The sequence below is a fragment of the Desmonostoc vinosum genome, assembly GCF_059505385.1.
In genome coordinates this window covers 32,952-58,995 of record NZ_JCACKM010000277.1, presented here as the reverse complement: position 1 = coordinate 58,995, position 26,044 = coordinate 32,952, and the positions used below count along the sequence as shown (strand labels likewise).

Genomic DNA, 26,044 nt, shown 5'->3' with positions numbered 1-26,044 from the left:
ATAATTCTCCCTCATCCCCCGCTCACTGAACATACCCCTACGCTTAAGAAAGCTACGCGTAGCATCTCCGACAGGAGAAGTGCATCCCCCCCACTCCCCCTTTCAAGGGTAGATTTTTCATATTCAGTCTGAAAAAACCTATTTTTTCGTTCCGAAATCTTTCTCCGCGTCCCCGTGTCCCCGCGTCCCCGCGTCCCCACGTCCCCGTGTCCCCGTGTCAACCAAAATGCGAAATCTAAAAAACCTACCCATAAGAGCCCCACTCCCCACTCCCTACTCCCTACTCCCTATTTTTCACCTATGCACGCTTTATCGATTCCTACCTGGATTATTCATATTTCTAGCGTTATTGAGTGGATTGTTGCCATTTGGTTAATCTGGACTTACGGCGAACTCACTAATAACCGTACTTGGTGGGGATTGTCCTTTGCCATGTTACCAGCTTTAGTTAGTGCTATGTGTGCCTGTACTTGGCATTATTTCGATAATGCTGAATCTCTAGAATGGCTGGTAACGCTTCAAGCTACCATGACTTTAGTTGGTAATTTTACACTTTGGGCAGCGGCGGTGTGGATTTGGCGTGCTACGAAATCTGCTAAAAATGGTGTTACTGAACCAGAACCTATTAAATCAGAGCAATGATGTCTAAAGGAACCCTGTTTGCCCTTTCTTTATTTCCCTATTTGGGTTTCTTGTGGTTTATCAGCCGCAGCCAACAAATGCCGCGTTTGGCGCTATACGGATTTTACGGCACTCTTGTGTTTGTTGGCGTTACTATCCCGGCGGGAATTTATGCCGAACTGCACTATGGCAAGTCATTAGCAAATATAGATTGGTTACACGGCGGTGCAGAAGTATTTTTGACACTTTCTAATATCTTGATTGTGCTAGGTTTCCAGCAAGCTGTGCAGCAATTGAAGAACAAAAATTAAACAAGGGAAACTTGTTACGAGGAAAATTTACATGGATGTAATTCCAGCGATTGATTTACTAGAAGGTCGCTGTGTGCGACTATACCAAGGAGACTACGAGCGATCGCAAGTTTTTAGCGAAAATCCTGTTGATGTTGCCCGACAATGGGTAGAACAGGGTGCGACTAGATTACATTTAGTCGATTTAGATGGTGCAAAAGCAGGTAAAGTAGTAAACTTGAAAGCTATTGAGGCGATCGCTAGTGCGGTATCAGTGCCCATTGAAGTTGGTGGAGGATTGCGCGATCGTGCCAGCGTGGAACAAGTGTTTAATTTGGGTGTGCAGTGGGCAATTCTGGGAACCGTCGCTGTAGAACAACCCCAGCTAGTCCAAGAACTCTGTCAAGAATATCCAGAACAAATTATTATCGGTATTGACGCCCGTAATGGACTAGTAGCGACTCGCGGCTGGTTAGAAACCTCACAAGTGCTGGCAACGCAACTAGCGATACACATGCAATCCTTAGGTGCAATCGCTATTATCTACACCGATATTCAGCGCGATGGAACCCTCACAGGGCCAAATTTAGAAGCTTTGCGCTCACTATGCAGTGCAATTTCCATCCCTGTCATTGCTTCTGGCGGTGTCAGTTCTGTCACTGATTTGTTGAGTCTGCTGGCGTTAGAACCACAGGGGGTAACTGGCGTAATTGTTGGTCGTGCGCTGTATACTGGTGATATTTCTCTTAAAGAAGCATTGCAAGCGATCGGGCCAGGACGCATACAGGATATTCCACCTAATCTAGACTTTTCTACATTTGCCTAATAGTGTTTGCTACTTGCTAATGAAAAAGAGACGCGCTTTTGAAGTGCATCTCTTTTTTAAATTTCCGGAATAGCAATTTATAGCCTTGTATCCCAAATTATACAAAGCTCATAGCAAAGTAAATTTCACATATTTTTTCAAAAAACTTATTTTTGATAGCTGGAATTTCTAAATTTTGAAAGTAATGGGTTTCCTCTGTTGTAGAGACGTAAAATAATAACGTCTCTACTTTTTTCTTTAAATGTAATTTTTTTATTTCTTTCGGAATTCGATTATACTCATAATGTATATAGAGTTATCAGCCATTTCAAAGTTTAGTCATATGCCTAGTCAAGAAGAAAATTCCAAGCAAGAATTTAACAAAACACAAGCAAGAAAAATTAATAAGAAAAAACAGCCCCCTCCAGACATCAAAAGACCAAAGCGAACTGAATAAAAAATTAAAAATAAATTCGTGTTTTGTAGAAATGTGAATTTACATTTCTACATTTATAACTAAAATCCCCATTCATATAGAGACGCACTAAGGTGCGTCTCTTATTTATTTTTTATCTGGCTTTTCGCTTGTTCTAAAGCGATTTCTTTGATTGCCTGATATGAATTGACATTTGCAGAACCTTCAATAGCTTTAACTGCCAAATCTTGAACTTGTTTAAGGGCAGATTCTAGTTGCTTAGAAAGATTTTGAATTCGCGTTTCTTGATTAGTAATCGTTTGTTCTAAAGATTGTAGTCTCTGCTCGTAAAAACGCTTTTGTCCTTCTACTTCCTTAGTATATAAATCTGCTTTTACCTTAGCTTGGTAGTGAGCAATTCCTTTTCCTTCTTCCGTAGCTTTTTTAATAGCTGTTTCTTTATCTTTAGGAAATGCCTCTACCTTATTTTTAGATTCTTCAAATTGTTTTTCCCGTTCAGAAACTACTTTCTCTCGTTCAGACCATTGTTTTTCAGTTTCTTGAAGAAGTTCTTCGAGTTGTTTATATAATGCTTTTTGCCGCTGTTCATATTCATCATTCTCTAGCTGACGCTGAAGCTCTAAATCATATTTATATTCTGCTGCATTTCGTTGCCGAATTTTATTAAAGTTTTCATTCCGTTCTTTGACAGTTCGTTGATTTTCGTCTTGTTCTTTTGACCAAGCAACTCTTTGAGATAATATTTCTTGTAATAAAACTTCAGAACGTTGGCTATATTCTTCTTGATAAGATTTGGAATTATCTTCGTAGGTTTGGATGAGTGTATCTAGTATATCTTCAGAGATTTCTAAATTATGTAGTTGTTTCAGTTGTTGAATTTCATTCTCTAAAGTTTGCCTGGTTTCTTCTAATTTAGAAGCTCTTGTAGTTAATTGTTCTGATAATTCGTTAGCAGCACTACTAAAGCCTAACTGAATCTTTGCTAAACTCTCGATTGTATGGTTCATCTTTTGTTGAACAGTGATAGACTGATTCATGGCTGTTTTTTGTTCTACTTTTGGCTTTTCTAGAATTACAGTTTGAGTTTCTTTTGCTACTTGGTCAAGTTGTAATTTGAGCGCTGCTTTTTCTTTTGCTAACTCTTCATATGCTTGCAAAATCTCTACTTTGGTATTTTTATCGGTTGGTTTTTTCACAGCCATAATAAGTCTCCTTTGAGCAAACTAAAAATGATTACAATGTGAGATGACTATTTGGTAGCAGAACTATCGAAAGCTCTCATAGCCAAATCTTGTGCTTGTTTTAATGCAGTTTGCAGTTGAGAAGAAGTTCCTTCTATTTGTTCGCTCTGTTTTTTGATTGTTTCTTCCAAAGCTTGAATTTTTAATTCATAGCTTTGTTTATTAAATTCCCATTCTTTTTCAAATAAATCAGCCTCAACTTTGGCTTTTTGATTTGTTTCTTTAATTGCTTCTTCTCTAGCTTTCTTGACTGCTTCTTCCAATTCATTAGGAAATGCTGCTATTTTCTGTTGGTATTCTGTAAATTGTGGTTGATGTTCAGTAAGTATCTTTTCTCTGTCTGCACAGTTTTTATCTTTCTGTTGAGAAGTTTCTTGTATTTCTCTTTCTTGCAGACGCTTTTTCGCTTCATAACTATCTGTATTAAGTTTGCGAGTAGTCTCTAACTTATACTGATGTTCTTCCTGTTCTTGTTGACGTTCTTTAGCTAATAAATCTGCTGATGATTGTTGTTTTTCTGTAAATTCGGCTTGCTCTTTTTGCCATTCTTTACGTTTAATAGCAATTTCTTTTTCTAATACTTCTTGTTTGTTGGCGGTATCTTGTTCCAACATTTTTAACTTTTCTTGATGTTCTTGAGTTAAAATATCTAGAATATCTGCTACAATTTTTATCTGCTGTAGTTCTTGCAGTTGCTGAGTTTCAATCTCTATAGCTCGGTTTAATTCGTCTAATTTAGAGTTTTCCTTCGCTAATTTTTCTGACAGTGTATTGACAATACCACCAAACTCTAATTGCAAATCAGCTAAACCTTTGATAATGCTATCAACGGTGTATGTAGAGGCGGCTGTTAGTATTTCTTGGTTTTTGGCTTTTTCTGCTTCTTCTTGTTTAGTTGCTATTTTTGATTCCAGCTTTTTTCTTTCTGTGATAATTTGTTGAAATGCTTGCATCAGTTGTTGTTTGCTTTCCTTCATTGCAACTGTGGACATACTCCAACTCCTTGAATAGAAAATAATTGGACTACTTATGCAGATATCAGAATAGCCTGAAAAGAGACAATTTCAGTGCAGTAAAAGTACTTAATAGTAAAATATGTTACACCATGTTGCCTGCATCAGTGTTTTTTGTTTTTGAGATATTGCTGCAATTCGCTTAATAGTACATTTGTATCACAAGACTATCCGAGTTAATCTCTGATTGTCAAGACAAAGCTCAAAATCTTGAAAAATTGCTGAGAAAAATCGTTAAAAAGGCAGTTTACAGCTTGCGATCGCAGTTATTTGCAGTGTAAAGTTTATTGTTACAAGTGTTACTATTTGTAAAGTAAATCTAAAAAAATTAACAATGATGTGAAAAGTAAATGCACTGAGACGTGATAATTTACTTAAGCATCATAATTGATACTAAAAAAAGAACCCAGACTTTTGTGATATCAATGTACACCAGTGAATCAACCAAGTATTCTGCCAGAACAGACATTGGGCAAACTAGCCGAATTCTAGTGGTAGAAGATGAAGAACTGATCCAAGAAATGCTAGCTGTAGCACTGGAAGAAGAAGGTTATGGGGTGATGACTGTCTCTGATGGGCGGTCTGCTGTAGAGTATCTTAAAAGTTTTGAACCTAACTTAGGCGAATTTCCTTTTGATTTGATTATTCTTGATTTGATGCTGCCCCAGATTAATGGGTTAGATGTTTGCCGTTTGCTACGTCATCAAGGCAACCCCGTACCAATTTTAATGCTGAGTGCTAAAGGTAGCGAAACCGACCGCGTTTTGGGGTTGGAAGTGGGAGCAGATGATTATTTGACCAAGCCCTTTAGTATGCGTGAGTTAGTAGCTCGTTGTCGAGCATTACTCCGCCGCCAACGTTTAATTACGTTGCCACAACTACCAGTATTGAAATATAAAGAAGTCACCTTAAATCCTCAAGAATGCCGCGTACTGGTTCGTGGTCAAGAGGTAAATCTATCTCCAAAAGAGTTTCGCTTGCTGGAACTGTTTATGAGTTATGCCCGTCGAGTATGGTCGCGGGAGCAATTGCTAGATCAGGTTTGGGGGCCAGATTTTGTTGGGGATAGCAAAACTGTGGATGTTCACATCCGCTGGTTGCGCGAAAAATTAGAGCAAGATCCCAGCCGTCCAGAGTATATTGTGACTGTACGAGGTTTTGGCTATAGGTTTGGATAATTAGTTGAGATAGTTGCTAGTTTTGAGTAATCACCAAAAAACTAACAACTCAAATGCTTTTATTGGGATTTCTTCTGGGTTTAGCGGTAGGCATTGGGTTTTGGGTTTGGCAACAGGTTCAACTTAACCGCTACCTGGGGCGAGTACTCCAACCGTTAGCCTCCCACTCGTATAAGATATCACTGCCACTGATTCCACGTTTGCGGCAGGAAATAGCAATGGTGAAGCAGCAACGGCAAGATTTGCAAGAGTCGTTGCAAACTTACCAAGATTTGTTGGATTTTGCACCTGTGGGGTATTTGCAAGTAGATGAAGAAAATCAACTACTGTGGTGTAATCAGCAGGCACGAGAAATCTTACACTTGGAAAGGTGGCAACCTGGACAGATACGCTTGTTGCTGGAGTTAGTCAGGTCTTATGAACTCGATCATTTGATTGAGCAAACTCGTGATTGGCAAAAGCCACAGATGAGCGAGTGGGTATTTCACCCGTCTTGTAATGATGCCGCAGCAATGGTGAAATTAAAGCCCATAACATTACGCGCGTCTAGCTTACCTTTAATTCAAGGGCGAGTAGCAGTATTTTTAGAAAATCGTCAACCCCTATTGGATATAAATCAAGCAAGGGATCGCTCTTTTTCTGATTTGGCTCATGAGTTGAGAACACCCTTAACTTCAATTCGGCTGGTTGTAGAAACTTTACAAAACCGTTTAGAACCACCTTTAAATCGCTGGGTTAACCGTTTGATGCATGAGGTTGACCGATTAATTAATTTGGTGCAAAGCTGGTTGGAACTTACCCAAATGGAAGTTAATGCAACTATTCAATTGCAACTTGAGTCTGTGGAATTGCGATCGCTGATTACATCTGTTTGGGAAACACTAGAGCCATTAGCACAGCAACATCATCTGTCTCTTACCTATTCTGGGCCAGAAAGTGTTTACATAAAAGCAGACCGTGCCCGTATTTACCAGGTTTTTCTCAATTTGCTAGACAACAGCATCAAATATAGCCTCCCCAGTACAACTATCCTTGTCCAAGTACAAGCTTTACCAAAAAAAGACACAGATAGGGACAATTTTACTTTTCAAATCTGGGAGGTTAATATTATAGATTCTGGAGTGGGTTTCTCACAAGCAGATTTACCCCATATATTTGAGCGATTTTACCGGGGAGATAAGGCGCGGACTCATTCGCCAACCTCAGAAGGTAATTCTATCGGGGCGATTGTTGGTAATGGCTTGGGTTTGGCGATCGTCCAGCAAATTGTTCTCGCTCATGGTGGTTCAATTAAAGCTATGAATCACCCAGAAACAGGTGGTGCATGGATGCAAATTCAACTACCTGAGGTGATGGCAAACTCTCAAAGCCAAGATTATATTTAAGAATAATATCTTCACGTTTGAGACTACAAGTGTGAATGTTCTTTATATTCCCAATCCTCAAAGACCACAAATGGAACGCGCTATTAGGCGCTTAGAACGGGATGTATTACGTATGGGAGCTTTGGTGGAACAATCATTCCGCCTGAGCCACCAAGCGTTATTTGCCCGTGATTTAATAGCAGCTGAGCAACTTCCGCGATTAGATAAAAAAATTGATCGCTTTTATAAGCAAATAGAATCAGACTGTACAGCAATCATGACGCTGCAAGCACCCACAGCGCAAGATTTACGCTGCTTAAGCGCTTTTATGCAACTCGTGCGAGATTTGGAGCGCATAGGCGATTACGCTAAGGATTTAGCTGAGATAGCAATCAAAATTTTTCCCTATCCATCTCATGCTGCTTTACCAGAAATTGCAGTCATGTCTCATCATGCACAGGCTATGCTAGCAACTAGCTTGGTGGCTTTAGCAGATTTAGACGAAGTTGGAGGGCGGGGTGTAAAACGTCTAGATGATGCTGTAGACAATGCTTACGATCGCGTTTATCAAACTTTAGCTCACCAACGTGATGTTCCAGGGATTGTAGAGCCAATTGTACTATTGGCTCTAGCAATTCGCTGCTTAGAACGCATGGCAGATCATGCCACTAATATCGGTCAAAGAGTAGCATACATTGTTACTGGTCAACGTTCTTAATGAGGAAAATAGCCCTTGTTCCATCCGCACGCATGAAGTGTTATGCCTCGCTGCTATGTCGGAAGACTGGCAGCTTGAAAAATCTGTTCGGCAGTTAAATTCAATTCGGGGAAAGTTGGTGATTCTATGCGATTGCTGTAATTTATCGCTCAGTTAACTTTGCTGGGGCGGTTAACCAATAGCCGATGATCGCAATCACAATTGTAATCAAAGCTGCTACAACATTTGGATAAATCGAGATTCCACCTATTTCAGGTTCACGAATATTGCCCAGAACCGGATCGTTGAGAAAGCCGTAGGAGGTTCCCGGCCAAAATCCGGCAGCAATCAGCCCAATCCAAAACGCAGAACCAAGAAATGCAGCTAGCCCCATGGAAAAGCGATCGCTCGTTGGACGCACTTTCAAAATTGCTAAGGCTGCACTTCCTAGAGATGCAGCGGCAAAGAACGACATAGCACAGTGGAGTTTGGCATGAGGCAACCAAGCAGGGTTATTCATGTGACCGTTGGCCAATATAATTGCATCAACACCAATCGGAATCGTCAGGGTTGAAATTGCAGCAGCGACAAGTAGCCATTTAGCAAGTTTTTCTCGATGCATACTGGTTATTTTGGTTCAATATATTAGGGTCAGGAAGCGAAGCGGAGCTTACCTAAATTGTTAGAAAGTGTAATTGATTTATGGGATAGAAGATAGGCGTTTATTGCGGAATTTATGGAATGATTGAGGTGATTCTTGCTATTGATCGCACAATAGCAAAGTTCTAACTTGAAAACGGGTGTAGAGATGTAAGGAGAACCATCGCCGTGGGCGGGTTTCCCAAGACTAGGCTGGCTCACCTGTTCCCTTCATCAAGCAATAACCCTGGCGTCACTCCAAAATGCTTCTTGAATTGTCTAGCAAAGCGGCTTTGATCAGTACAGCCAACGAGCAGAGAAATTTCTGCAATCTTGTGTTTTCTTTGACGCAATAGTTCCTTGGCTTTTTCCATTCGCTGTTGCAGCACATATTGATAAGGCGCGATACCTATCGACTGCTTAAATAATCGACAAAAATGATACTGACTCAGACCCGCAACTGCTGCCAGTTCAGCTAAATGAAGCGGTTGATCTAAATAGCTGTGTATATAATCCAACACAGGCCGGAGTCGCTGTTGAGGATAACTTTCCCCAATCTGCTGAATTTTAGGTTGGAGCGTACAGTATTGTCTTAGTAGGTGAACGATCAATACTTGCGTCAGTGATTCGGTGTAAAGTGATTCGCCGATGCCACCCGTATCCAATTCTGTTTGAAACAAGTGAGCGATCGCTTGAATTTGGCGATCGCGCCCACCTATTGTACTGAGCAATTCAACATAGCTTGCATCCAATCCACTTACTTCTTGTGCTGTTCGACTTAATAACAGGGGGTCAATTACAAACATTAGTGATTCATCGGTGCTGTTCCATGCCCAAAGTCCTGATATTTGAGCAGGACAAATCCAGAAATCCCCTTTGATTTGAGGCTTTGGAGATTCTTGTTCACCGATACGAGTCATTTTTTGTTGATTACCGTCGCTTAACAACAGACAAAGCAGATGCTTGTTACATCCGGTAAAATCAAGCTCATTAGGTGCTGAGACATGGCGATCAGTAGTCAATCCAGGTAGTTGAAAGGTGCGGCGTTGAGAAATCCATGCTTCATTCATACAAGTCTTATGAGTTCATCGACATCAAGGATACGCTGAACAAAACATTTTTTATCATAACTGCCCTCATCGAAAGCTTGCAGAGATAATTAAAAAATAGTGAACTAACATACATTTCACTAAAAGCTTACCTTTTCTTAAACTTACGAGATTATTCTTGGTCTTGCATGAATTCAAGTGCTACAAGTTTTAGCTACTTTTGAGATTTGTTTAGCAGCAAAGCTCAAGGAAGTTTTATCAATAGTAAATTAGCACATTCAAACCCTATTGAGTTCTAGTAACTAAGTTATTCCCAGACTTCAATTTAAATACTTACGCTTAGTAAAGCGTAACGAAAGAACAAAAGTATATCTCACTCTGTCAACAATTAGGGCTATTTTTAAGAAAATCTATCCGTAAGTTAGTTCAAGTTAACTGTGTCGTCAACTATTTACTTTTAAAATAACTTTCAAAATGTCAACAGTATATGATCTGCTATTAAGTCCACCGCGAGATGCTTGCTTATAAAGAATTATCAGCATGTCTCCGAATGAATCTTAAATAAAACAGCAATGTCATGGAGAACCATGCAATGATTTATTCCTTAAATTCTCAGCCAGAAGTTACTACTCCATCAAATGAATCTACTGTAAATGGGCATTTATATCAGCAGCTTTTCGCTCGTCGAGAAGTGATTCCATATCGTAATGACGTACTTTGGCGCATTGAGCGTGGAGCAGTTCGTACCCTAACATGGAGCGAAGATGGAACATTTATCACTCTTGGTTACTGGGGACTAGGAGACTTAATTGGTTATCCCTTGTCTACAGTTCGACCCTATCAAATTGAATGTTTGACCAGCGTAGAAGTAAGTATCGTACCACCTCATCTTTGGCATCAAGATGTCAATGCTTTACTGTCCCACATTCAACAGGCAGATAGTTTGTTAAGTATAATACATCGCAAACCGATCTCATTACGGTTATGGCAGTTTTTGATATGGCTGAGTGAAAAATTTGGCCGGGACGTGGAACAGGGTAAGTTGATCGATCTAAATGTTACTCATCAGGAAATATCTGAGGTATTAAATACAACAAGAGTAACTGTTACCCGTCTTCTACAACAGTTTGAAGAAGAAGGTTTATTGATACGCCACAAACGTCGCATTGTTCTATGTTTACCAAATAAACTAACCGAATGAAACTTTCGATTAGAGATGATTGACTTGTGTTAATCATCGCAAATAATGTATAATCATCGCTGGAATCGTGAGTGAAATCCCTTAAAAAATTATTTAGAGAATTTTACCATGATTGAACTTATTTAAGGTGTGAGTGAGAGTAAAAAAATGACAAAACTATTCTGGAATGTTCTCAAAATCAGTCCAGTTGTTCTAGCTTCTACACTATTTGCTACTAATGGCGCTCTAGCTGATGAGGCTAACGAACAAATTACGAATGTTGCTCAGTTGTCTCAAGCCCAGCAATCTAACGGTCTTGATCAGGTAACATCTGTTTCTCAGTTTTCGGATGTACAGCCAACAGATTGGGCATTCCAAGCTTTACAGTCTCTAGTTGAGCGTTACGGCTGTATTGCAGGTTATCCCAACAGCACTTACCGTGGTAATCGTGCTTTGACCCGTTATGAATTTGCTGCTGGTTTGAATGCTTGTTTAGACCGAGTTAACGAACTAATTGCCACAGCTACAGCTGATTTGGTCACAAAACAGGACTTGGCTACTTTACAGCGCTTGCAAGAAGAGTTTTCTGCTGAATTAGCAACCCTGCGCGGTCGAGTAGATGGTCTAGAAGCCCGCACCGCTGAATTGGAAGCGAATCAGTTCTCTACCACCACCAAGTTGGTTGGGGAAGTGATTTTCAACGCGGCTACACCTTTTGGTGACACTAGGGCTGATACTGACACTAATCCAGACAACAATGCCGACTTAGACGACAACATCACTTTCTCTGATCGGGTTCGTTTGAACTTGTACACCAGTTTCACTGGAACAGACAGATTGCAAACCCGTTTACAAGCCGCAAATATTGTCCAATTTGACGGTGGAAGCACCTCAACAACTAGTCCCAGACCCAACATCACTGGTACTAGCATGACTCGTCTGTCATTTGACGGTGATAACGGTAACAGTGTTGTTGTTGATAAACTCAACTATGCTTTCAACCTGAGTGAGGCAATTCGGGTGAAGGTTGATGCTAGTGGTGCTGAACTCTACGAAAACACCTTCACCTTTAACCCTGACTTTGCTAGTTCTGGTTCGGGTTCAATCTCCCGCTATGGACGTTTTAGCCCCATTTATCGCCAAGGTTCCGGCGGTGCTGGTTTAACTGTTGAATTCAATCCCAAAGGGCCTTTGACTTTAACAGGAGCTTATTTAGCACCCACCGGTAACAATCCAGTTGATGGTAATGGCGTTCTTGATGGTGCTAGCACTATCTTTGGTCAGCTAGCTTTCAAACCCAGTCAGGCTTTGAGCGTTGGTCTCACCTATGCTCGTACATACCAAAACAACGAAAGTAACGTCAACTTGTTTGCTAGCACAGGTAGTGGTTTTGCTAACCAACCATTTGGGAGAGTTGCTACTGTATCTGACAACTATGGTGTACAAGCTAACTTCCAAGCTAGTTCAAAATTGAGCGTTGGTGGTTGGGTTGGTTTCAGTACTATTGAGTCTCAAGTGACTGACGATGAAGCAGAAGCATTTTATTGGGCTGCTACCCTTGGTTTGAAAGACTTTGGTAGAGAAGGTAATGTGCTTGGTGTAATCTTTGGTCAACCACCCAAACTCACCAGCAATGACGTTGACGCCAGAGAAGATCGAGACACTTCCTATCATTTAGAAGGTCTCTACAAAGTGAAACTAACTGATAACATTGCTGTTACCCCTGGTTTGTTGGTGATCTTCAATCCTGAACACAACGACAACAACGACACCATTTATGTAGGCACATTGCGTACTACTTTCAATTTCTAGAATTGGTTACACGTTGTTAAACAGCACCGAGTAAAAGCCCACTGTTATGTGGGCTTTTGCATAGAAAAAAGCTATTTAGGATGACAATCTGGTTGATTAGATAAATTATTTGGGGGACGATCGCTACTCCAAGCCCACCATACACAACCACAATGGCAATTATAAAACTCCTGCCATTTGCGACGGTAGTCTACTGTAGTTACAGGCGATCGCCGATTCAACCAAACAGCTGTAGCTTCTAAGCTACTTGAGTGGCAGTTAGGACAACAAAATTCGTAAGCATGTATTGCCTTATTTGTCCATTCAGGCGGGATGAGGGCAAAAGCGTCCATGTAATTAAAAGCCTAATCTCAGCGATAATCCAAAACCTGAACGTTTGGAAATTGGGAAAAAAAGTAATATAAATTTGCTCAATTAATATTCTTATGGCTTTGGTTATCTCTTATTAACACTCTCGCCGAAGACAGCTTCGCTTGTAGCGGGAGATTCTTACTTCAGCCCCACATAGACTATGGAAATTTATCATAAACTAAAGATTAACATAAAAACTTATTTTTAACAGATTTAGTTACTATGTAGATTATGGCTAATAATTAAAATTATGGAGCCAAATGTTGAAATTCGTCGCTTATTAGATGTAATGCCTGCTTCTGGTCGAATGACAACCAAAATTGTCAGCAAACCAGAGCAAAAAAAGGTTATTGACGCCTCTTTCCCCTTACCCTGGAATCAGGCGCGACCTATATATATTAATTTTGATTTGTGGCGTCGTCTGGCGAAACCACAACGCGACTTGCTGCTATTGCATATGGTTAGCTGGTTGACGGGGGTAAGGTGGTTTAAACCGGATGTTTATCAAGGTTTAGTACTAGCTGGCTTGTTAGGCGGATTAGTAGAATCAACACAAGCAGATGTAGTAGGTATAGCAGTAGCTGGGGGATTGAGTGCGATCGCGCTAATGCGGATTTGGCGCATCAATAAATCTCAAGACTCAGAGTTAAACGCTGATACAGCAGCCATTAAGATTGCACAGCGCCGTGGTTACACAGAAAGCGAAGCCGCGCTGCATCTATTATCTGCGATTGAAACAGTAGCCAAAATTGAAGGGCGTTCTGGTTTAGATTTTAACGAATTGATTCGTTGTCAGAACCTCAAGGCGATCGCAGGTTTATCTCCCGTAAGTATGCCAAAAACTTAACCCAAGAATCTGCAACTTCGCATATTAGTTTATGATTCATCTAACATTTGGGCAAGTACATTACGTGTAATTGCTTGAGCATCGGCACTCAAAACCGAGGGACGTAATTGCGTTGTATTGTAATCATCTAATCCCCAACTCCACTGCATAGAACCTGTAGCAAACACTGTGGCCCCAGATTTTGTAGTATAAACGGTCATATCTGAGTATCTCGTACCACCGTTGTAGCGAAAAGGTGAATGGGCAATCCGAATCGTGTTAGCAGGCGCATTCCCAAACATGCGATCGACTTCGTAGCCCAACAATCCTACGAGGCGCATTTCTTTCAAATGTGCTTTGCTATTTGCTCGCAAAGATACTGTTTTGTCTTGCTGGAGTTGCGTACCCACAAGCAACCAATCTGGTGCTGTTTCGTTAACCACAATATCAGCGTTGACTTGAAATGTTTCATACATCACTCCAATCAAAGCATCTTCTGGGCGCTTCACAGGTTCTTTTCGCCAAAGAGTAGTCACCAGATAATCATTAATCGGATTTTTATCCCTAAAAAAGGGATCTAGAGCAAAGCTTTCTTTATAAGTAACAATAGTACGATTTATATCTTGGGTAATCAGGCTAGGCTCAAAACGAATCTGCCAATAACAAGTGTTAGCAGAAAAAAAGCCCAGGCTGACGCCACCTTCCCGTGCTGCTTGTACATTTTGCCGCATCTGCCACGACCAATATTCATCATGACCTACTGCAAGAAATGCTTTATGCAAAAAGAGTATCGGTTTGCCAGTTCGTATATCTAAAGGATTATTGTGTGTATCAATATCAGTACAGTACGTAACATCATAACCTTCACGTTCTAGCCATCTAACCATGTTATATTCCCACCCAGCGTTAGAAGTTCTCTTTGGTGGTTGGAAGTTAGTCAAAAACTCTCCTGCTCCCACTCCATAAGCTGCTAGCCGAGATGGACTACGCGCATAGGGGCGATTAAAAGATACTTTTTGTGCTTGTTTACCGCGACTATTCCAACGATAAAGCGACATGCTGCCCCAGTTGTTATAAGCCTGATAAGTGGTGACGCTTGATTGAAAAAGAATGTCAGAAGGGCGGCTATCATCGCGGACTACAAAAATGATGTAGCTTTGTTTCCCACTCTGGCTAGCAGTTAATTTTGCTAAATAAAATCCACTTGTCCACTCTGTAGAATTATTGGAATCTTGAGGAATTTTTAATGTATATGGGTCTTGCCAATCGCATTCAATTAAACCAGTTGCTACATCTATAATTGGCGGTGGTTGCTTGATTCCATTGCGAACAATTGCAGGTGTTATCTGTCGTCCACCTGCACCGCCATACCAGCCCATCCGAAAAATTTCAATAGTATATTTTGGTTCTTTTGTGTTGACAAAAAACTTAATTTCATCACCTCGATTAACGCTAGTTAGAGAAGCATACCCTTCGATTTCTCGCTTAACAGCAGGATTGGTTAATTGCCATTCCCAAGTACCTGCTTTTTGATTTTCAATAGCTATCGGATTATTTTTTTGCCTAGATGTTGGCAAGTCAGTAGATTTTACGGATGGTTGTAGAAGATTTAAAACAACAATCAAAATTAGCAGCGCTGGTAGGATTATCCTCCAAACAAATTTGAATTGTTTAATAAAAAACATCCCTGTATATTGGTGATAATAGCCTGTTAATAAAGCAGATCAACAGCGATCATAATATTCTATATACTGTGATCTTAAATATTATCTTAACTAAATTACTTATCAAATTTTATTGCGATCGCCACAAAGCGATCAAATCCCCGACTTCTTGGAGAAGTCAGGTATTTTGGTTGATTGTGAGTTGATTTGTAGCGATCGCTTACATTTTACCATAGGCGATCGCATCTATTCTACTTGCAGATTTTGTAGTTTGGGTTGACGTAAGGAAACCCAACATTCTCAATGTATTTGTTGGGTTGAATAAAGAAATCCAACCTACCATTTTCTGATATGCTACTTGGGAGAAAAAATTAAAATTACCTGTGATTGTAGAAACAATACCAGACGAAGCATTAGTTGTTCGTGGTGGACGGAATCGACCAGAAGATATTGAGTGTGGGTTTGGAACTCATCCAAGTGGAGTAACTCCGGCCAAGTCAACTTGAATATTTGATTAATATTAAAAGTTATGGATATACCTAGAATTTTTGCTGATTTTCATAATGCTGATTTTCAAGGTCGTCTGCGACTTAATTGTACTGGCACTATTGAAGATTTAGCCCATCAAAAAATTTGGTTGCAAGATAATTTACATTTGACATTTTATAGTGAGGATTTAGAAGTTGATGGAATTGTTCAATATTCTCATGAAGAAAATGTCTGGGTGGCCGTAATTAATTGGGATGAAATTAGAGAACAAGGAAATCTATCAACTCAAGGTATTAACATGATGTAAAATCACTATCTTAATCATCAAATAAAGTAGTGATGTCTAACGACAAGCCGATGCAGCATCTACGCCTCCATAATACTTCCAGAAAGTATCAGGCATAAAGCGCGTAGTTTACCACCGTAGGTATCGCCCCAAAACGATTAGATTCCCATTCCTAAGCTCGACAGCTAAATAGGTGATCCCAAAACCGCCTTGTGCGAGTATGTTTTCTATTACAGCAATCAGATTTGATTTTTGAAATACATGTAAAGTAAGCTCTGCACGCAATCTCTTTACAACATTTGATCGGTTGCTGGAAAGCTTTTAATTTATTTTAATACATTCAAGATAAGTAAAAACACTTAAAAATTTCTGAGATTTTGGAAAATAATCAAAATAGATATGTATTTTATAGATTGAATTGGTTATCAAAAAAGATAGCTATGTTTAGTACATGAAGTATGAATAAAACCTGATTTTAAAAGTGTTAACTATAAAAACAATCGCTAAAATCAACGTTTTAAAATCTCCACTGAGTACCAGTTCAATGACTGACAAGGAAAATATTTTTTTGCATATTGAAGATTTATTAAGAGTTAATTTTTAACTACTTAAGTAGCAGTGCAAACACAAATAATCTCAAAAAAATTTAAAAATTTTTTCGTCATTTTCAGAAATTAGAAGTTGTAAATGAGTAGATAAAATAGAACACACCCAAAAAGTTGAATCACAATTATGAGTCAACCTCAATCTGTCTTTACCAACCAAGAACCGAATAACAAAAATGCTAACGATAGTGGTACTAAGTATGAGCTAGGCATGAAGTTTCAGAGTACTAAGCCTGGTAAAATTAACGCTATTCGCTATTGGAAAGCGACTAATGAAACTGGAACTCATACTGGTACAATCTGGTCAGCAACAGGTACTGTCCTAGCCAAAGTTACATTCTCCAATGAAACTGCTTCAGGTTGGCAGCAACAAACTCTCACTACTCCACTCAGTATTCAAGCTAATACAACATATGTTGTCTCTGTCAACACCAATGGTTTTTTTGCTGTTACTAATAATGGATTAGGCACTTCAATTACTAACCTTGATCTGAAAACGGTAGCTGATGGTAATAATGGAGTATTTGGAAATCCAGGTGTTTTCCCCAAAGACTCTTTCCAAAACAACAACTATTTTCGTGATGTTGTCTTCGTTGCTAACGCTGTGGCTACGATCACGAAAGTGGGTGGTGATAACCAAAGTGGCAAAACTGGAACTGTATTGCTTCAAGCTTTAACTGTTCAAGTAAAAAACAGTGCTGGTCAACCTCAAGCAGGTGTGAAAGTTAATTTTGCAATCACTAGTGGTAGTGGTTCGGTTTCACCTGTTAGTGCGGTCACTAATGCGAACGGTCACGCAAGCACCAAGCTAACTTTGGGAACTTCCGTTGGTAAAATCACTGTTAAAGCCACAGCATCTGGTATTGGCAGCACCAATTTTACTGCCACCGCTACACTAGCAACAACCAACGCTATCTATTTAGAAAATCAAAAAACTGGCACAACAGCATGGCAAATTCCCTTTGAGAAAATGGCTGGTAATGAGGTTGCTGGTTATGCATCAGCAACTAGCGTCAATAAGGGTGGTTCATTAGATATTAAAGTTTCTTTGCTGCAAGATGGACAGTTTTCGATTGATGTGTATCGTTTAGGTTACTACGCAGGCACAGGCGCAAGACTGATGGTTAGTAGTGGTTTTCTTAATGGCTTCAAACAACCTAAATGTGAAATTACAGACCCTAGTACTCGCCTTGTCGAATGTAAGTGGGCAACTTCCTACACCTTACAAGTAGGTGCTGATTGGACTAGCGGTTTGTACATTGCCAAGCTGACTGATAAAACCAGCGGTAAGCAGTCACAGGTGTGGTTTGTGGTGCGTCATGACAATGCTAAATCTGATGTTTTATTCCAGAGCAGCTTTACCAACCACCAAGCATATAACAAGTATGGTGGTTACAGCTTGTATGATTTCAACTCCAATAACTTCACAAAAGCCTGGAAAGTCTCTTTTGACCGACCATTTTCCCAAGCACTTGATGACATCCAGTTTAACAATATCCTTCGCTGGGAATTTAATATGATTCGGTGGTTGGAATCTCAAAGCTATGACGTGTTATACGTGACTAATCTTGATATCCATTCCAACCCACTGTTACTACGCCAGCACAAGGTCTTTTTGTCGGTTGGTCATGATGAATACTGGTCAATGGAAGAACGGCTAAATGTCGAGCAAGCCCGTGACGCTAACCCACCAACAAACTTGGCATTTTTCTCAGCGAATACCGCTTATTGGCGAGTCCGGTTTGAGGAATCAAGTGATGGACAACCCAATCGAGTTATGGTTTGTTACAAAGAGAAGTGGGATAAAGATCCGATCGCACCAACTAATAAATTCCGCAGCCCACAGAATAATCAGCCGGAAAATGCTCTCTTGGGAGTAATGTACACAGGCGATCGCAATATTGTCTACGGCGGATATGATTTTGTCGTCAAAAAAAGCGATGATCCTTACTACGCCAATACAGGTCTCAAAAATGGTGACAAACTAGAACGACTAGTAGGTTTTGAATGGGACGGAATTGTTAACAATGGTTTTACTCCACCTGGGTTAGTCATCCTTGCTGAATCACCAGTTGATTTTGATGGTCAAGATCTAGATGTCATGGGACAAACTACATACGAGATTGCACATGCCGTTCGTTACACTGCCAGCAGTGGTGGCAAAGTATTTTCTACAGGCTCAATTCAATGGATGTGGGGACTAGATAGTTTTGGTGTTAAAGATCCACGCGAAGACCCTCGCGCCAAGCAAATAGCAGTCAACGTGTTAGCAGACATGGGTGCTAAACCTTTAACGCCATCACCAGGGGTAGTTGTGCCTACTTAAGTAGGATTTTTCAAAGAAGGGAACAGGGAACAGTTTTCCGATTTCCTGTTCTTTTTTATACTATACTTATTACTGTCCATCCTCCAGAAAAAACACGGTCTTCCCCTCGATACTTGCTGTCTTTGCCATTACCTTTTGGGCGATCGCGCCAAGCGCAATGATAGGTCATAATTTGTTCAATTGAGGGAGTAGGGCTGCAAAAGCTTGACCACGATGGCTAATTGACCCTTTCAATTCTGGCGACATCTGTGCAAAGGTCAATTGCTTTTCTGGAACATAAAAAATTGGGTCGTAGCCGAAACCACCATCACCACGGGGAGTATGAAGAATTTCTCCACGACAAATGCCTTCAGCTTTAAAAGCGATCGCCCCATCGGCAGATGCGATCGCGATCGCACACACAAATTGGGCTTGCCGATTCACTTCACCGTCTAATTCCCGCAATACCCTGGCAATACGTTCTGAGTCGGTTGGGGCATAACGGGCAGAATATACTCCTGGTGCGCCATTGAGGGCATCTACCTCTAAGCCAGAATCATCGGCGATCGCCCACTCTCCAGTTGCTAAAGCTACCTGGGATGCTTTCAAACAGGCATTAGCTGCAAAGGTATCGCCTGTCTCTTCAATGTCTAATTCTTCTGGTTTGAGGGTCAACTCCCATCCAGAATCTGCAAGGTAAGCTTGCATTTCTTGTAGCTTACCTGGATTACCTGTGGCTACTACTAATAGTTTTGTCATTGGTCGGTGACGTTCTTTCGCGTTAATTATGAACCAGGCGATGCCTTCGGCAAGGCTTCGCCAAGGCACTTAAATTAGTAAGTCAGGTTCTTTAAGGGCGTACCATGACTTTGATCGCTTCCCGACTATCCATTGCAGCATACCCTCTGGGAACACTGTCGAGATCGACGGTTAAATCGAGAACAGCAGAGGAGTTGAGTTTGCCTGCCACAGTATCGGCTAGCAATTCTGGAATGTAAGCACGGGCAGGTGCAGCCCCGCCTCGCAATGTGATGTTATTCATAAATAAACGACTCAGATTGAAATTCTGTCCGCTGCCGTGCGGCACGCCAACATAGCCGATCGCTCCACCAGGACGTGCAATGCCGATCGCCGTTGCCATTGCTGACTCACTACCAACACACTCCAGTACCGACTCTCCACCGCCTTGGGTCATCTCTTTCACAGCCGTGATCGCTTCTTCCCCTCGACTGCTGACGACATCCGTTGCACCAAACCGTCGTGCAATCTCTAGCCGCGATTCGTGCCGCCCCAAGATAATGATGCGTTCAGCACCGAGGCGTTTAGCGGCAAGCACGCCACACAACCCCACAGCACCATCACCCACAACTGCAACTGTGCTACCTGTGCGGACACCTGCTGAAACGGCGGCATGATGTCCAGTTGACATCACATCGGTGAGCGGTAGAATGGCGGTGAGGAGGTCATCATCATTCTCAACAGCTTTGGGAATGGCCACTAATGTGCCATCGGCCAAGGGCGAACGGATGGCTTCTGCTTGTCCACCATCATTCGTGGTTCCCCAAAAACCACCATGTATGCAAGCGGTTTGGATGCCTTTATGGCAGAACTCACAGGTACCATCGGAAAACGCAAAGGGAGCGAGGACGCGATCGCCCTTCTTCACCGTGCGAACAAGAGAGCCGACTTCTTCCACAATTCCCATCCATTCGTGTCCGGTTCGCCAACCCGGTTGCCACTCTTCCTCACCCCGATAGAACCAAAGGTCAGAGCCGCAGATACAAGCGTGAGTGATCCGAACAATGGCATCTGTGGGCTGTTGAATAATGGGATCGGGAACGGTCTCCACACGGACATCACCAGGGGCATGGTAAACGGTTGCTTTCATCGAACAATCTCCGAATTTTAATAGTCATTGATCAAAGAATAGAGGACAAATGACTAATAACTAATTTTACCCTGCCCACTGTTTCGCCCAAGCGAGAGTTTGATGCACCTGTTCGAGTGTAGGTGCTTCGCAGTAGAGGCGCAAAACTGGTTCGGTACCGCTAAACCGAATCATTAACCAACTGTTGTCTTCTAAGCGGAACTTGTAGCCGTCAATTGTTTGGCAATCTATCACTGTTTTGCCTGCAATTTCTGTTAGGGGTTGGGTTTGCAGTTGTTGTAAAAGACGCGATCGCACTTCCATGCTTGCTAAGGGTAAATCGATGCGATCATATGCTGAATTAAAACCTGTTTTTTCCTGTAGCTGACGATAATATTCGCCCAAATCCAGCCCAGATTCTACAATTGCCTCTAGAACATATAGTGCTGATAGTAGGGCATCACGTTCGGGGATGTGGCTACCATAGCCAATTCCTCCTGACTCTTCACCACCTAATAGTACCTGTGCTGCTAACATTCTGTCAGCGATGTATTTATAACCCACAGGAGTTTCAAACACTGACAGATTATGTAACGCTGCTACGCGGGGTATCAAGTCAGAACCGCTGACAGTTTTGACGATTTCCCCTTGAAAGTTACGCCGTCTAGTTAAATGGTCAATTAATATCGGGATTAATATTTGCGAACTTAGGAAATTGGCTTCTCCATCGACGGCGGCTATGCGATCGCAGTCTCCATCAAAGACTAACCCTACTGTCAAACCTGAACTATCGCTTTCTTGATGGCTTTTGATGATTTCAAATAGGCGTGAAAGGTATTTCGGTAAGGGTTCTGGCGCACCACCACCAAATAAAGGATCACGTTCACTGTTGATTTCTTTTACCTGCTCTGTCAGTAATTTCGCCAATCCACCTGCAGCTGCACCATGCATCACATCAGCAAATAGCGTTAGTTTACCAGAGGCGATCGCGCCTCTAATTTTGGCAATATCGACTTTGCCTTTTAGGGCTTGGGTGTAACTAGGCCAAGGATTAAAATTCTCTTGCTTGCCTGGGGTGGTTGCAGGTGGCAATTCCTGCGATAACAGTGCTTCTATTTCCTTTGTTACCTCTGGTGGCACTGATCCCCCAAAAGCACCCTTGACTTTTAATCCTAAATATCTTCCAGGATTATGACTGGCTGTAATTACTAGCGCCCCCAAAGCATTGAGTTGTTTTGCGGCCCAACTAAAAGCCGGTGTTGGGGCATATGTCTCGCTTAGTAACACATCAAATCCTATCGCGGCGACAGTATTGGCAACAACACGAGCAAAGTCTTCCGCCATAAAGCGGCGATCATAGCCGACTACAATTGTCCGGCTACCCACTGTAGGGAAATAGGTATCATATAATACTTTTGCAGCGGCTGGTGCGACTAGGGCTAGGCGTTCAAAGGTGAACTCATCACCGATAACGCCCCGCCAGCCGTCTGTACCAAACTTAATTGAGTTAGCTACAACTGGCATCGGGGTATCCTAACTGTCTTCCTTGAGGATTCTAGCATTTATACAGTGTATAAAGTAAAAAAAGAATCTAGCTTAAAAATGGCGAGTGGGGAACTCGGGGCCCCCGCTCCCGGAGGGAGTGGGGATTAGGGGTAATGGGGAGTGGGGAGTAGGGTCTAGGGGCTAGGGATTAGGGGCTGGGGGAGAGTAATTTTTGCGGTTTTAACGTGTTATTTATTACGTAAATGTATAGCAAAAATATGTAAAAATATTGATCTGCTCTCTTCTTGCTGATATTTAGAACAGATAGGGAATTAATCGCTTTGTACGTTGTTTGTAGGCTTGATACTCATCACCAAATTTCTCAAGCAGCATCTGTTCTTCTTGGTCAACTCGTGTTACACACGCAATAGTGAAAATGTAGTCAAATAGTACTGTGCAGACAAAAATTCAAAGTAAGGAGTTTTCCACTATGACATCTACAAATACACAAATTCATTCTGCTAATGCGATTACATCTCAACAACTAGAAGTCATTGTAAATCCTGTGACGGGCGATCGCATGACTATTTTGCACTCAACTCAAGCAAGCGGTGGGATGTATGCAAAGATCCAGTTTGACTTGCCTCCAGGATCTAAAGGTAGCCCACTGCATTATCACACTCGCATGAGTGAAACATTTACTGTACTTAAAGGTTGTCTGGAAATGGAGGTTGGTCGCAAGGGAAATTGGCGGACATTAAAAGCAGGAGAAAGTTTACATGTTCCAGCTTTGATGCACCACAGTTTCCGTAATAACTCTGATGATTGGGTAACTTATACGAGTGAAAACCAACCTGTGGGACAATTTGAGCAGTTTATCAGGGGACTGTTTGGTCTAGCAATTGACGGCAAGGTAAACCATGAAGGGATGCCGACAAATTTACTTTACTTTGCCCTATTACTGAAGAAAGCAGACACAATTCTCGTTGGCCCACCGTTAATAGTTCAAAAACTGTTAGTTGGTGGCTTGGTACAGATTGGTAACTGGTTGGGAGTGGAGCGATCGCTTCTCAAATATTGGAACAGGGCATAGGGGACAGTTAAGCTAGCAGGCGTTTTGAGCTTTCAAAAACATAAAAATTACCGAATAACCAATAAATTAATAATCCTTAATAGTCAAAACTATTAAGGATTAATGCTCAGATAAAAAGCTGCTCACAATCTTGATTTTTCGCTAGAAATCATCAAGGTACTCGCTGAGGCGACTAATTACGGGGTCAACCTCTTGCGGAGGCGCAGCAACTGGATGAGCGGTATTATTGACTATCTCTGGTGGAATTGGAGATGGGATTGGAGATGGAATTTGCGATCGTTCGTTGATTATGAGCGCCAACTGTGCAACTTGTTGGGAAAGTTGTAGGATATGGCGTTCTATTGCCTGCAAACGATGAGATTCCTTTGCAAAAAAACGTTCCTCAAGGCCAGCCATTTGACGTTGCAGTTCAGCAATTTGTTGTTCAACGGGTGCTGTTGCTGCTGTTTTTGGACTAGGTCGTACAGATTCCGGTACACACAAAGATTGCCACAATGCCTCTTTACAGAGGTCACTGAAAGACTTATCGGGTTGTTTCTCCAAATGACTTTCGACTTGCTCTAGCAAGCTTTCGTCAGCAACCCCTGGATTGAACGTCACGGATTTAACTACCTTTTTTGACCATTGGAACATCAGTTTTAGGCCCTAGCAGCGCGAGTAGAGGACAATTGTGCCTCTCCATAAATATACTGCCCCAAAGCGTTCGCCTGCCGAGAGGGTGCTGCTAAATGAGCATTAATCTTTGCTTCTTTGAGTAGACGTTGAATGTCTTCCCAGAAAAACTCACCACCACCGCCAGTCAGAATCACGTCGGTAACGCGTTCTGGCAACCAAGCGAGAACACGACCACAAATATCTCGAGAAAACTGCTCTGTCAGGTTAGGGAGAAAATCATCTAAATTAGCGGGCTTGCTGGCACCTTTGGGACGATAAAAACGTTCACCTTTGGCTTTGTTAACAGCGGAAATCAACGCCAGAGATTGACTATCTGCCCCATCGATTTCGTGTGCTACTAGTTCATAAAACTTGTTCATGCCGAAGTCTTCACTCTTAGAAGCACCTCGAGCAAAGCGGAAATTGTCTACCATTAGTAGATCAATAGTTTGATGTCCCACATCAACGATCGCTACCGATATTTTTGTAAAATCTGGGCTGGGGCCTTTCTTCGGTTGAGCTTCAGACCACAAAAGACTACCATAGCCTTCTGGCATTACCCAAACTTTGCTAACATTCAGCGATAAGGATTCGCCCCGGAAGTTCAACACATGGGGGCCACCTACTTGGCTAATTAACTGAGCTTTTTCCCGTTCAAATTGCTCTAAAGAAAGGAAAGGCAAGCCCAAAACAACAGAAATATCGTCTTTAAGTTTGAAGTAGCCAGCACACGCCAAAACTTTGACTAATGCATCCTCTACTTTAGATTGGCCGACGCCTAGATTAGCTCCAAAATCTGCTGCTAGCTGACCAACAGCGTAACCATTGCCTTGATACTCTAGCCACAAATCCATCAGAGGATCGGTAGCTCTGGCTTCAAAAACACCCCCACGTACTTGTTCTATGGACATTTGCTTGACGTTGGCAGGTATGAATACCACATTGCCTGGTTCGCGGCTGACACAAGTCTTTGTGGAGGTTCTACCTAAATCGACACTGAGAATGGTTTTCCCTGAGCCTGTGCTGGGTTTGGGAGAATTAACAGCATTTAAGGGAGTAGATGCCGATACCCTATTCATCGGTATGGCAGCTGCATTAATTGGAGTGGCGGCGGAAGGTTGGTCTGTCATGAATAAAAGCTCCTAGTCCTGACTTAAAAAGTTGTCATGCTCATCTTACAAAAATGCGAGTTACCAGAAATTACAGGCTTCGCTAAGTGTAGCTAGAAGTACGCTCAAACTAAATTTGAGCGATCGCGCATTTAGTATTATTTGGCATAGTGTAGGCGAATTTTGAACAGATGTAACCCCCACATTCAACTAAAAGCAGCTGTGTATCATCTTCTATTGCTTTTGAGTTGGCGCTTGAGTACCCAAACACCAAATGCTAGAACTAAAACTCCCAGCACAATTTTTGATACAGGAGCAAGGTATTCATCCACAAGTTGATACTGACTACCCAATGCGTAACCTGAGTATGTTAGCAGACCTACCCAAGCAGCGCTACCTAGTGTTGTATAAAATAAAAATGGTAGTATGGGCATATTGCTAATACCTGCTGGCACAGAAATTAAGGTGCGGATTCCTGGTACAAGGCGACCAATTAACACTGCTTTACTGCCTTGCCGATCAAACCAACGTTTAGCCTTGGTAATGTCATTGCTGGATACAGCTAGCCATTTCCCATATCTGTCAGCCCAAGCCCTCAAACGCCTTTCGCCTAAAAATTTCCCAGGATAGTACCAAATCAGCGCCCCCAGGACGGAACCTAAAAGTCCCGCAAAAAATACGCCAATGATATTGAGCTTGTCGGGTTTTGCTCTTGCTGTAAATCCTGCCAGTGGCATAATCAATTCTGAAGGAATGGGGGGAAAAAGGTTTTCTAAGAACATCAGCAGGGCAATTCCCCAATAGTCAAATTTTGCAATGGTGTTAGTTATCCATTCAAGCATTGAGTTAATTCCTTAAGTGGTAATTCGTAATTCGTAACTAATAAAGGATTTTCAGGTTTGAATGTATTTTTCTTTTTTTCATACTAAATTGGTCTTCAGATGTGTCTTTATAGAACTGGGATAGTTTGCCAAAAACTACTCAT

The 26,044-nt window shown here is 41.6% G+C and carries 26 protein-coding genes; 14 read left to right on the top strand and 12 right to left on the bottom strand.

Annotation, left to right across the window (positions count from 1 at the left end; all coding sequences use genetic code 11):
• Positions 1 to 300: 300 nt before the first annotated feature.
• The 3 genes from AC5JMF_RS29655 to hisA are packed head-to-tail and all read left to right on the top strand — an operon-like array spanning position 301 to position 1,737.
• Positions 301 to 642, top strand: coding sequence for a DUF2499 domain-containing protein (locus AC5JMF_RS29655; RefSeq protein WP_495799288.1), 342 nt, complete (start codon positions 301 to 303; stop codon positions 640 to 642).
• Positions 639 to 932, top strand: a complete 294-nt coding sequence (locus AC5JMF_RS29650; protein ID WP_495799287.1) for a DUF3593 domain-containing protein — start codon at positions 639 to 641, stop codon at positions 930 to 932. The genes AC5JMF_RS29655 and AC5JMF_RS29650 overlap by 4 nt, the downstream gene beginning before the upstream one ends.
• Positions 933 to 963: 31 nt before the next feature.
• The gene (gene hisA, locus AC5JMF_RS29645) at positions 964 to 1,737 is read left to right on the top strand and encodes a 1-(5-phosphoribosyl)-5-[(5-phosphoribosylamino)methylideneamino]imidazole-4-carboxamide isomerase (protein WP_495799286.1); all 774 of its coding nucleotides are present in this window, start codon (positions 964 to 966) and stop codon (positions 1,735 to 1,737) included.
• Between the two features lie 537 nt (positions 1,738 to 2,274).
• Here the strand turns inward: hisA and AC5JMF_RS29640 are convergent.
• The gene (locus AC5JMF_RS29640) at positions 2,275 to 3,354 is read right to left on the bottom strand and encodes a hypothetical protein (protein ID WP_495799285.1); all 1,080 of its coding nucleotides are present in this window, start codon (positions 3,352 to 3,354) and stop codon (positions 2,275 to 2,277) included.
• A 47-nt stretch (positions 3,355 to 3,401) separates the two neighbouring features.
• Entirely contained in the window at positions 3,402 to 4,385 is a 984-nt protein-coding gene (locus tag AC5JMF_RS29635) for a hypothetical protein (RefSeq protein ID WP_495799284.1), read from the bottom strand.
• A 446-nt stretch (positions 4,386 to 4,831) separates the two neighbouring features.
• Between AC5JMF_RS29635 and AC5JMF_RS29630 the strand changes: the two genes are divergently transcribed.
• The 3 genes from AC5JMF_RS29630 (at position 4,832) to phoU (ending at position 7,666) form a co-directional block, all read left to right on the top strand.
• Positions 4,832 to 5,584, top strand: coding sequence for a winged helix-turn-helix domain-containing protein (locus AC5JMF_RS29630; RefSeq protein ID WP_495799283.1), 753 nt, complete (start codon positions 4,832 to 4,834; stop codon positions 5,582 to 5,584).
• 53 nt (positions 5,585 to 5,637) lie between these two features.
• Positions 5,638 to 6,969, top strand: a complete 1,332-nt coding sequence (locus AC5JMF_RS29625; protein ID WP_495799282.1) for a sensor histidine kinase — start codon at positions 5,638 to 5,640, stop codon at positions 6,967 to 6,969.
• 70 nt (positions 6,970 to 7,039) lie between these two features.
• Positions 7,040 to 7,666: a phosphate signaling complex protein PhoU gene (gene phoU / locus AC5JMF_RS29620; RefSeq protein ID WP_495799306.1), complete on the top strand. Its 627-nt coding sequence runs from the start codon at positions 7,040 to 7,042 to the stop codon at positions 7,664 to 7,666.
• Positions 7,667 to 7,808: 142 nt separating this feature from the next.
• Here the strand turns inward: phoU and AC5JMF_RS29615 are convergent, their stop codons facing one another.
• A complete protein-coding gene (locus AC5JMF_RS29615; RefSeq protein WP_495799281.1) occupies positions 7,809 to 8,267 on the bottom strand; it encodes a hypothetical protein in 459 nt (152 codons plus the stop codon).
• A 235-nt stretch (positions 8,268 to 8,502) separates the two neighbouring features.
• Positions 8,503 to 9,354 carry a helix-turn-helix domain-containing protein gene (locus AC5JMF_RS29610; RefSeq protein ID WP_495799280.1) on the bottom strand — a complete coding sequence of 284 codons (852 nt, stop codon included), beginning with the start codon at positions 9,352 to 9,354 and terminating at the stop codon, positions 8,503 to 8,505.
• A 571-nt stretch (positions 9,355 to 9,925) separates the two neighbouring features.
• Here AC5JMF_RS29610 and AC5JMF_RS29605 point away from each other — a divergent pair.
• Positions 9,926 to 10,534, top strand: a complete 609-nt coding sequence (locus tag AC5JMF_RS29605) for a Crp/Fnr family transcriptional regulator (protein ID WP_495799279.1) — start codon at positions 9,926 to 9,928, stop codon at positions 10,532 to 10,534.
• A gap of 147 nt (positions 10,535 to 10,681) precedes the next feature.
• Entirely contained in the window at positions 10,682 to 12,325 is a 1,644-nt protein-coding gene (locus AC5JMF_RS29600; protein ID WP_495799278.1) for an iron uptake porin, read from the top strand.
• A gap of 71 nt (positions 12,326 to 12,396) precedes the next feature.
• On the opposite strand, the gene AC5JMF_RS29595 is transcribed toward AC5JMF_RS29600, so the two are convergent.
• Positions 12,397 to 12,657: a hypothetical protein gene (locus tag AC5JMF_RS29595; RefSeq protein WP_495799277.1), complete on the bottom strand. Its 261-nt coding sequence runs from the start codon at positions 12,655 to 12,657 to the stop codon at positions 12,397 to 12,399.
• A gap of 269 nt (positions 12,658 to 12,926) precedes the next feature.
• On the opposite strand from AC5JMF_RS29595, the gene AC5JMF_RS29590 reads away from it, so the two are divergent.
• Positions 12,927 to 13,523: a DUF3318 domain-containing protein gene (locus AC5JMF_RS29590; protein WP_495799276.1), complete on the top strand. Its 597-nt coding sequence runs from the start codon at positions 12,927 to 12,929 to the stop codon at positions 13,521 to 13,523.
• 29 nt (positions 13,524 to 13,552) lie between these two features.
• On the opposite strand, the gene AC5JMF_RS29585 is transcribed toward AC5JMF_RS29590, so the two are convergent.
• Entirely contained in the window at positions 13,553 to 15,187 is a 1,635-nt protein-coding gene (locus tag AC5JMF_RS29585) for a N,N-dimethylformamidase beta subunit family domain-containing protein (protein WP_495799275.1), read from the bottom strand.
• Between the two features lie 112 nt (positions 15,188 to 15,299).
• On the opposite strand from AC5JMF_RS29585, the gene AC5JMF_RS29580 reads away from it, so the two are divergent.
• The 4 genes from AC5JMF_RS29580 to AC5JMF_RS29565 all read left to right on the top strand — a co-directional run bounded on the left by AC5JMF_RS29580 (position 15,300) and on the right by AC5JMF_RS29565 (position 18,872).
• Positions 15,300 to 15,446 carry a hypothetical protein gene (locus AC5JMF_RS29580; protein ID WP_495799274.1) on the top strand — a complete coding sequence of 49 codons (147 nt, stop codon included), beginning with the start codon at positions 15,300 to 15,302 and terminating at the stop codon, positions 15,444 to 15,446.
• A gap of 103 nt (positions 15,447 to 15,549) precedes the next feature.
• Positions 15,550 to 15,672: a hypothetical protein gene (locus tag AC5JMF_RS29575; protein WP_495799273.1), complete on the top strand. Its 123-nt coding sequence runs from the start codon at positions 15,550 to 15,552 to the stop codon at positions 15,670 to 15,672.
• Positions 15,673 to 15,695: 23 nt separating this feature from the next.
• Positions 15,696 to 15,962: a hypothetical protein gene (locus AC5JMF_RS29570; protein WP_495799272.1), complete on the top strand. Its 267-nt coding sequence runs from the start codon at positions 15,696 to 15,698 to the stop codon at positions 15,960 to 15,962.
• A 711-nt stretch (positions 15,963 to 16,673) separates the two neighbouring features.
• Positions 16,674 to 18,872, top strand: coding sequence for a N,N-dimethylformamidase beta subunit family domain-containing protein (locus AC5JMF_RS29565; RefSeq protein ID WP_495799271.1), 2,199 nt, complete (start codon positions 16,674 to 16,676; stop codon positions 18,870 to 18,872).
• Between the two features lie 165 nt (positions 18,873 to 19,037).
• Here AC5JMF_RS29565 and rdgB read toward each other — a convergent pair whose 3' ends face one another.
• The 3 genes from rdgB to AC5JMF_RS29550 form a co-directional block, all read right to left on the bottom strand.
• Positions 19,038 to 19,610, bottom strand: a complete 573-nt coding sequence (rdgB, locus tag AC5JMF_RS29560; protein ID WP_495799270.1) for an RdgB/HAM1 family non-canonical purine NTP pyrophosphatase — start codon at positions 19,608 to 19,610, stop codon at positions 19,038 to 19,040.
• Between the two features lie 91 nt (positions 19,611 to 19,701).
• Complete coding sequence (locus tag AC5JMF_RS29555; protein ID WP_495799269.1) at positions 19,702 to 20,739, bottom strand: zinc-dependent alcohol dehydrogenase family protein; 1,038 nt, start codon at positions 20,737 to 20,739, stop codon at positions 19,702 to 19,704.
• 66 nt (positions 20,740 to 20,805) lie between these two features.
• Complete coding sequence (locus AC5JMF_RS29550) at positions 20,806 to 22,242, bottom strand: phosphoglucomutase/phosphomannomutase family protein (RefSeq protein ID WP_495799268.1); 1,437 nt, start codon at positions 22,240 to 22,242, stop codon at positions 20,806 to 20,808.
• Positions 22,243 to 22,693: 451 nt separating this feature from the next.
• On the opposite strand from AC5JMF_RS29550, the gene AC5JMF_RS29545 reads away from it, so the two are divergent.
• Positions 22,694 to 23,296: a cupin domain-containing protein gene (locus AC5JMF_RS29545; RefSeq protein WP_495799267.1), complete on the top strand. Its 603-nt coding sequence runs from the start codon at positions 22,694 to 22,696 to the stop codon at positions 23,294 to 23,296.
• 141 nt (positions 23,297 to 23,437) lie between these two features.
• Here the strand turns inward: AC5JMF_RS29545 and fcmC are convergent, their stop codons facing one another.
• The 3 genes from fcmC to AC5JMF_RS29530 all read right to left on the bottom strand — a co-directional run bounded on the left by fcmC (position 23,438) and on the right by AC5JMF_RS29530 (position 25,901).
• Entirely contained in the window at positions 23,438 to 23,929 is a 492-nt protein-coding gene (gene fcmC / locus AC5JMF_RS29540) for a filament morphology membrane protein FcmC (RefSeq protein WP_495799266.1), read from the bottom strand.
• 5 nt (positions 23,930 to 23,934) lie between these two features.
• Positions 23,935 to 25,080 carry a filament morphology actin-like protein FcmB gene (gene fcmB / locus AC5JMF_RS29535; RefSeq protein WP_495799265.1) on the bottom strand — a complete coding sequence of 382 codons (1,146 nt, stop codon included), beginning with the start codon at positions 25,078 to 25,080 and terminating at the stop codon, positions 23,935 to 23,937.
• A 206-nt stretch (positions 25,081 to 25,286) separates the two neighbouring features.
• A complete protein-coding gene (locus AC5JMF_RS29530; RefSeq protein ID WP_495799264.1) occupies positions 25,287 to 25,901 on the bottom strand; it encodes a DedA family protein in 615 nt (204 codons plus the stop codon).
• Positions 25,902 to 26,044: the final 143 nt, after the last annotated feature.

Bases quoted from the DNA above. Each gene is read 5' to 3' on its own strand.
- AC5JMF_RS29650 (WP_495799287.1), top strand. From the start codon at position 639: ATGATGTCTAAAGGAACCCTGTTTGCCCTTTCTTTATTTCCCTATTTG.
- AC5JMF_RS29610 (WP_495799280.1), bottom strand. From the start codon at position 9,354: ATGAATGAAGCATGGATTTCTCAACGCCGCACCTTTCAACTACCTGGA.
- rdgB (WP_495799270.1), bottom strand. From the start codon at position 19,610: ATGACAAAACTATTAGTAGTAGCCACAGGTAATCCAGGTAAGCTACAA.
- hisA (WP_495799286.1), top strand. From the start codon at position 964: ATGGATGTAATTCCAGCGATTGATTTACTAGAAGGTCGCTGTGTGCGA.
- fcmB (WP_495799265.1), bottom strand. From the start codon at position 25,080: ATGACAGACCAACCTTCCGCCGCCACTCCAATTAATGCAGCTGCCATA.
- AC5JMF_RS29640 (WP_495799285.1), bottom strand. From the start codon at position 3,354: ATGGCTGTGAAAAAACCAACCGATAAAAATACCAAAGTAGAGATTTTG.
- AC5JMF_RS29625 (WP_495799282.1), top strand. From the start codon at position 5,638: ATGCTTTTATTGGGATTTCTTCTGGGTTTAGCGGTAGGCATTGGGTTT.
- AC5JMF_RS29565 (WP_495799271.1), top strand. From the start codon at position 16,674: ATGAGTCAACCTCAATCTGTCTTTACCAACCAAGAACCGAATAACAAA.
- AC5JMF_RS29605 (WP_495799279.1), top strand. From the start codon at position 9,926: ATGATTTATTCCTTAAATTCTCAGCCAGAAGTTACTACTCCATCAAAT.
- AC5JMF_RS29615 (WP_495799281.1), bottom strand. From the start codon at position 8,267: ATGCATCGAGAAAAACTTGCTAAATGGCTACTTGTCGCTGCTGCAATT.
- AC5JMF_RS29555 (WP_495799269.1), bottom strand. From the start codon at position 20,739: ATGAAAGCAACCGTTTACCATGCCCCTGGTGATGTCCGTGTGGAGACC.
- AC5JMF_RS29655 (WP_495799288.1), top strand. From the start codon at position 301: ATGCACGCTTTATCGATTCCTACCTGGATTATTCATATTTCTAGCGTT.
- AC5JMF_RS29550 (WP_495799268.1), bottom strand. From the start codon at position 22,242: ATGCCAGTTGTAGCTAACTCAATTAAGTTTGGTACAGACGGCTGGCGG.
- AC5JMF_RS29600 (WP_495799278.1), top strand. From the start codon at position 10,682: ATGACAAAACTATTCTGGAATGTTCTCAAAATCAGTCCAGTTGTTCTA.
- AC5JMF_RS29585 (WP_495799275.1), bottom strand. From the start codon at position 15,187: ATGTTTTTTATTAAACAATTCAAATTTGTTTGGAGGATAATCCTACCA.
- fcmC (WP_495799266.1), bottom strand. From the start codon at position 23,929: ATGTTCCAATGGTCAAAAAAGGTAGTTAAATCCGTGACGTTCAATCCA.
- AC5JMF_RS29530 (WP_495799264.1), bottom strand. From the start codon at position 25,901: ATGCTTGAATGGATAACTAACACCATTGCAAAATTTGACTATTGGGGA.
- AC5JMF_RS29570 (WP_495799272.1), top strand. From the start codon at position 15,696: ATGGATATACCTAGAATTTTTGCTGATTTTCATAATGCTGATTTTCAA.
- AC5JMF_RS29590 (WP_495799276.1), top strand. From the start codon at position 12,927: ATGGAGCCAAATGTTGAAATTCGTCGCTTATTAGATGTAATGCCTGCT.
- phoU (WP_495799306.1), top strand. From the start codon at position 7,040: ATGGAACGCGCTATTAGGCGCTTAGAACGGGATGTATTACGTATGGGA.
- AC5JMF_RS29630 (WP_495799283.1), top strand. From the start codon at position 4,832: ATGTACACCAGTGAATCAACCAAGTATTCTGCCAGAACAGACATTGGG.
- AC5JMF_RS29635 (WP_495799284.1), bottom strand. From the start codon at position 4,385: ATGTCCACAGTTGCAATGAAGGAAAGCAAACAACAACTGATGCAAGCA.
- AC5JMF_RS29545 (WP_495799267.1), top strand. From the start codon at position 22,694: ATGACATCTACAAATACACAAATTCATTCTGCTAATGCGATTACATCT.
- AC5JMF_RS29595 (WP_495799277.1), bottom strand. From the start codon at position 12,657: ATGGACGCTTTTGCCCTCATCCCGCCTGAATGGACAAATAAGGCAATA.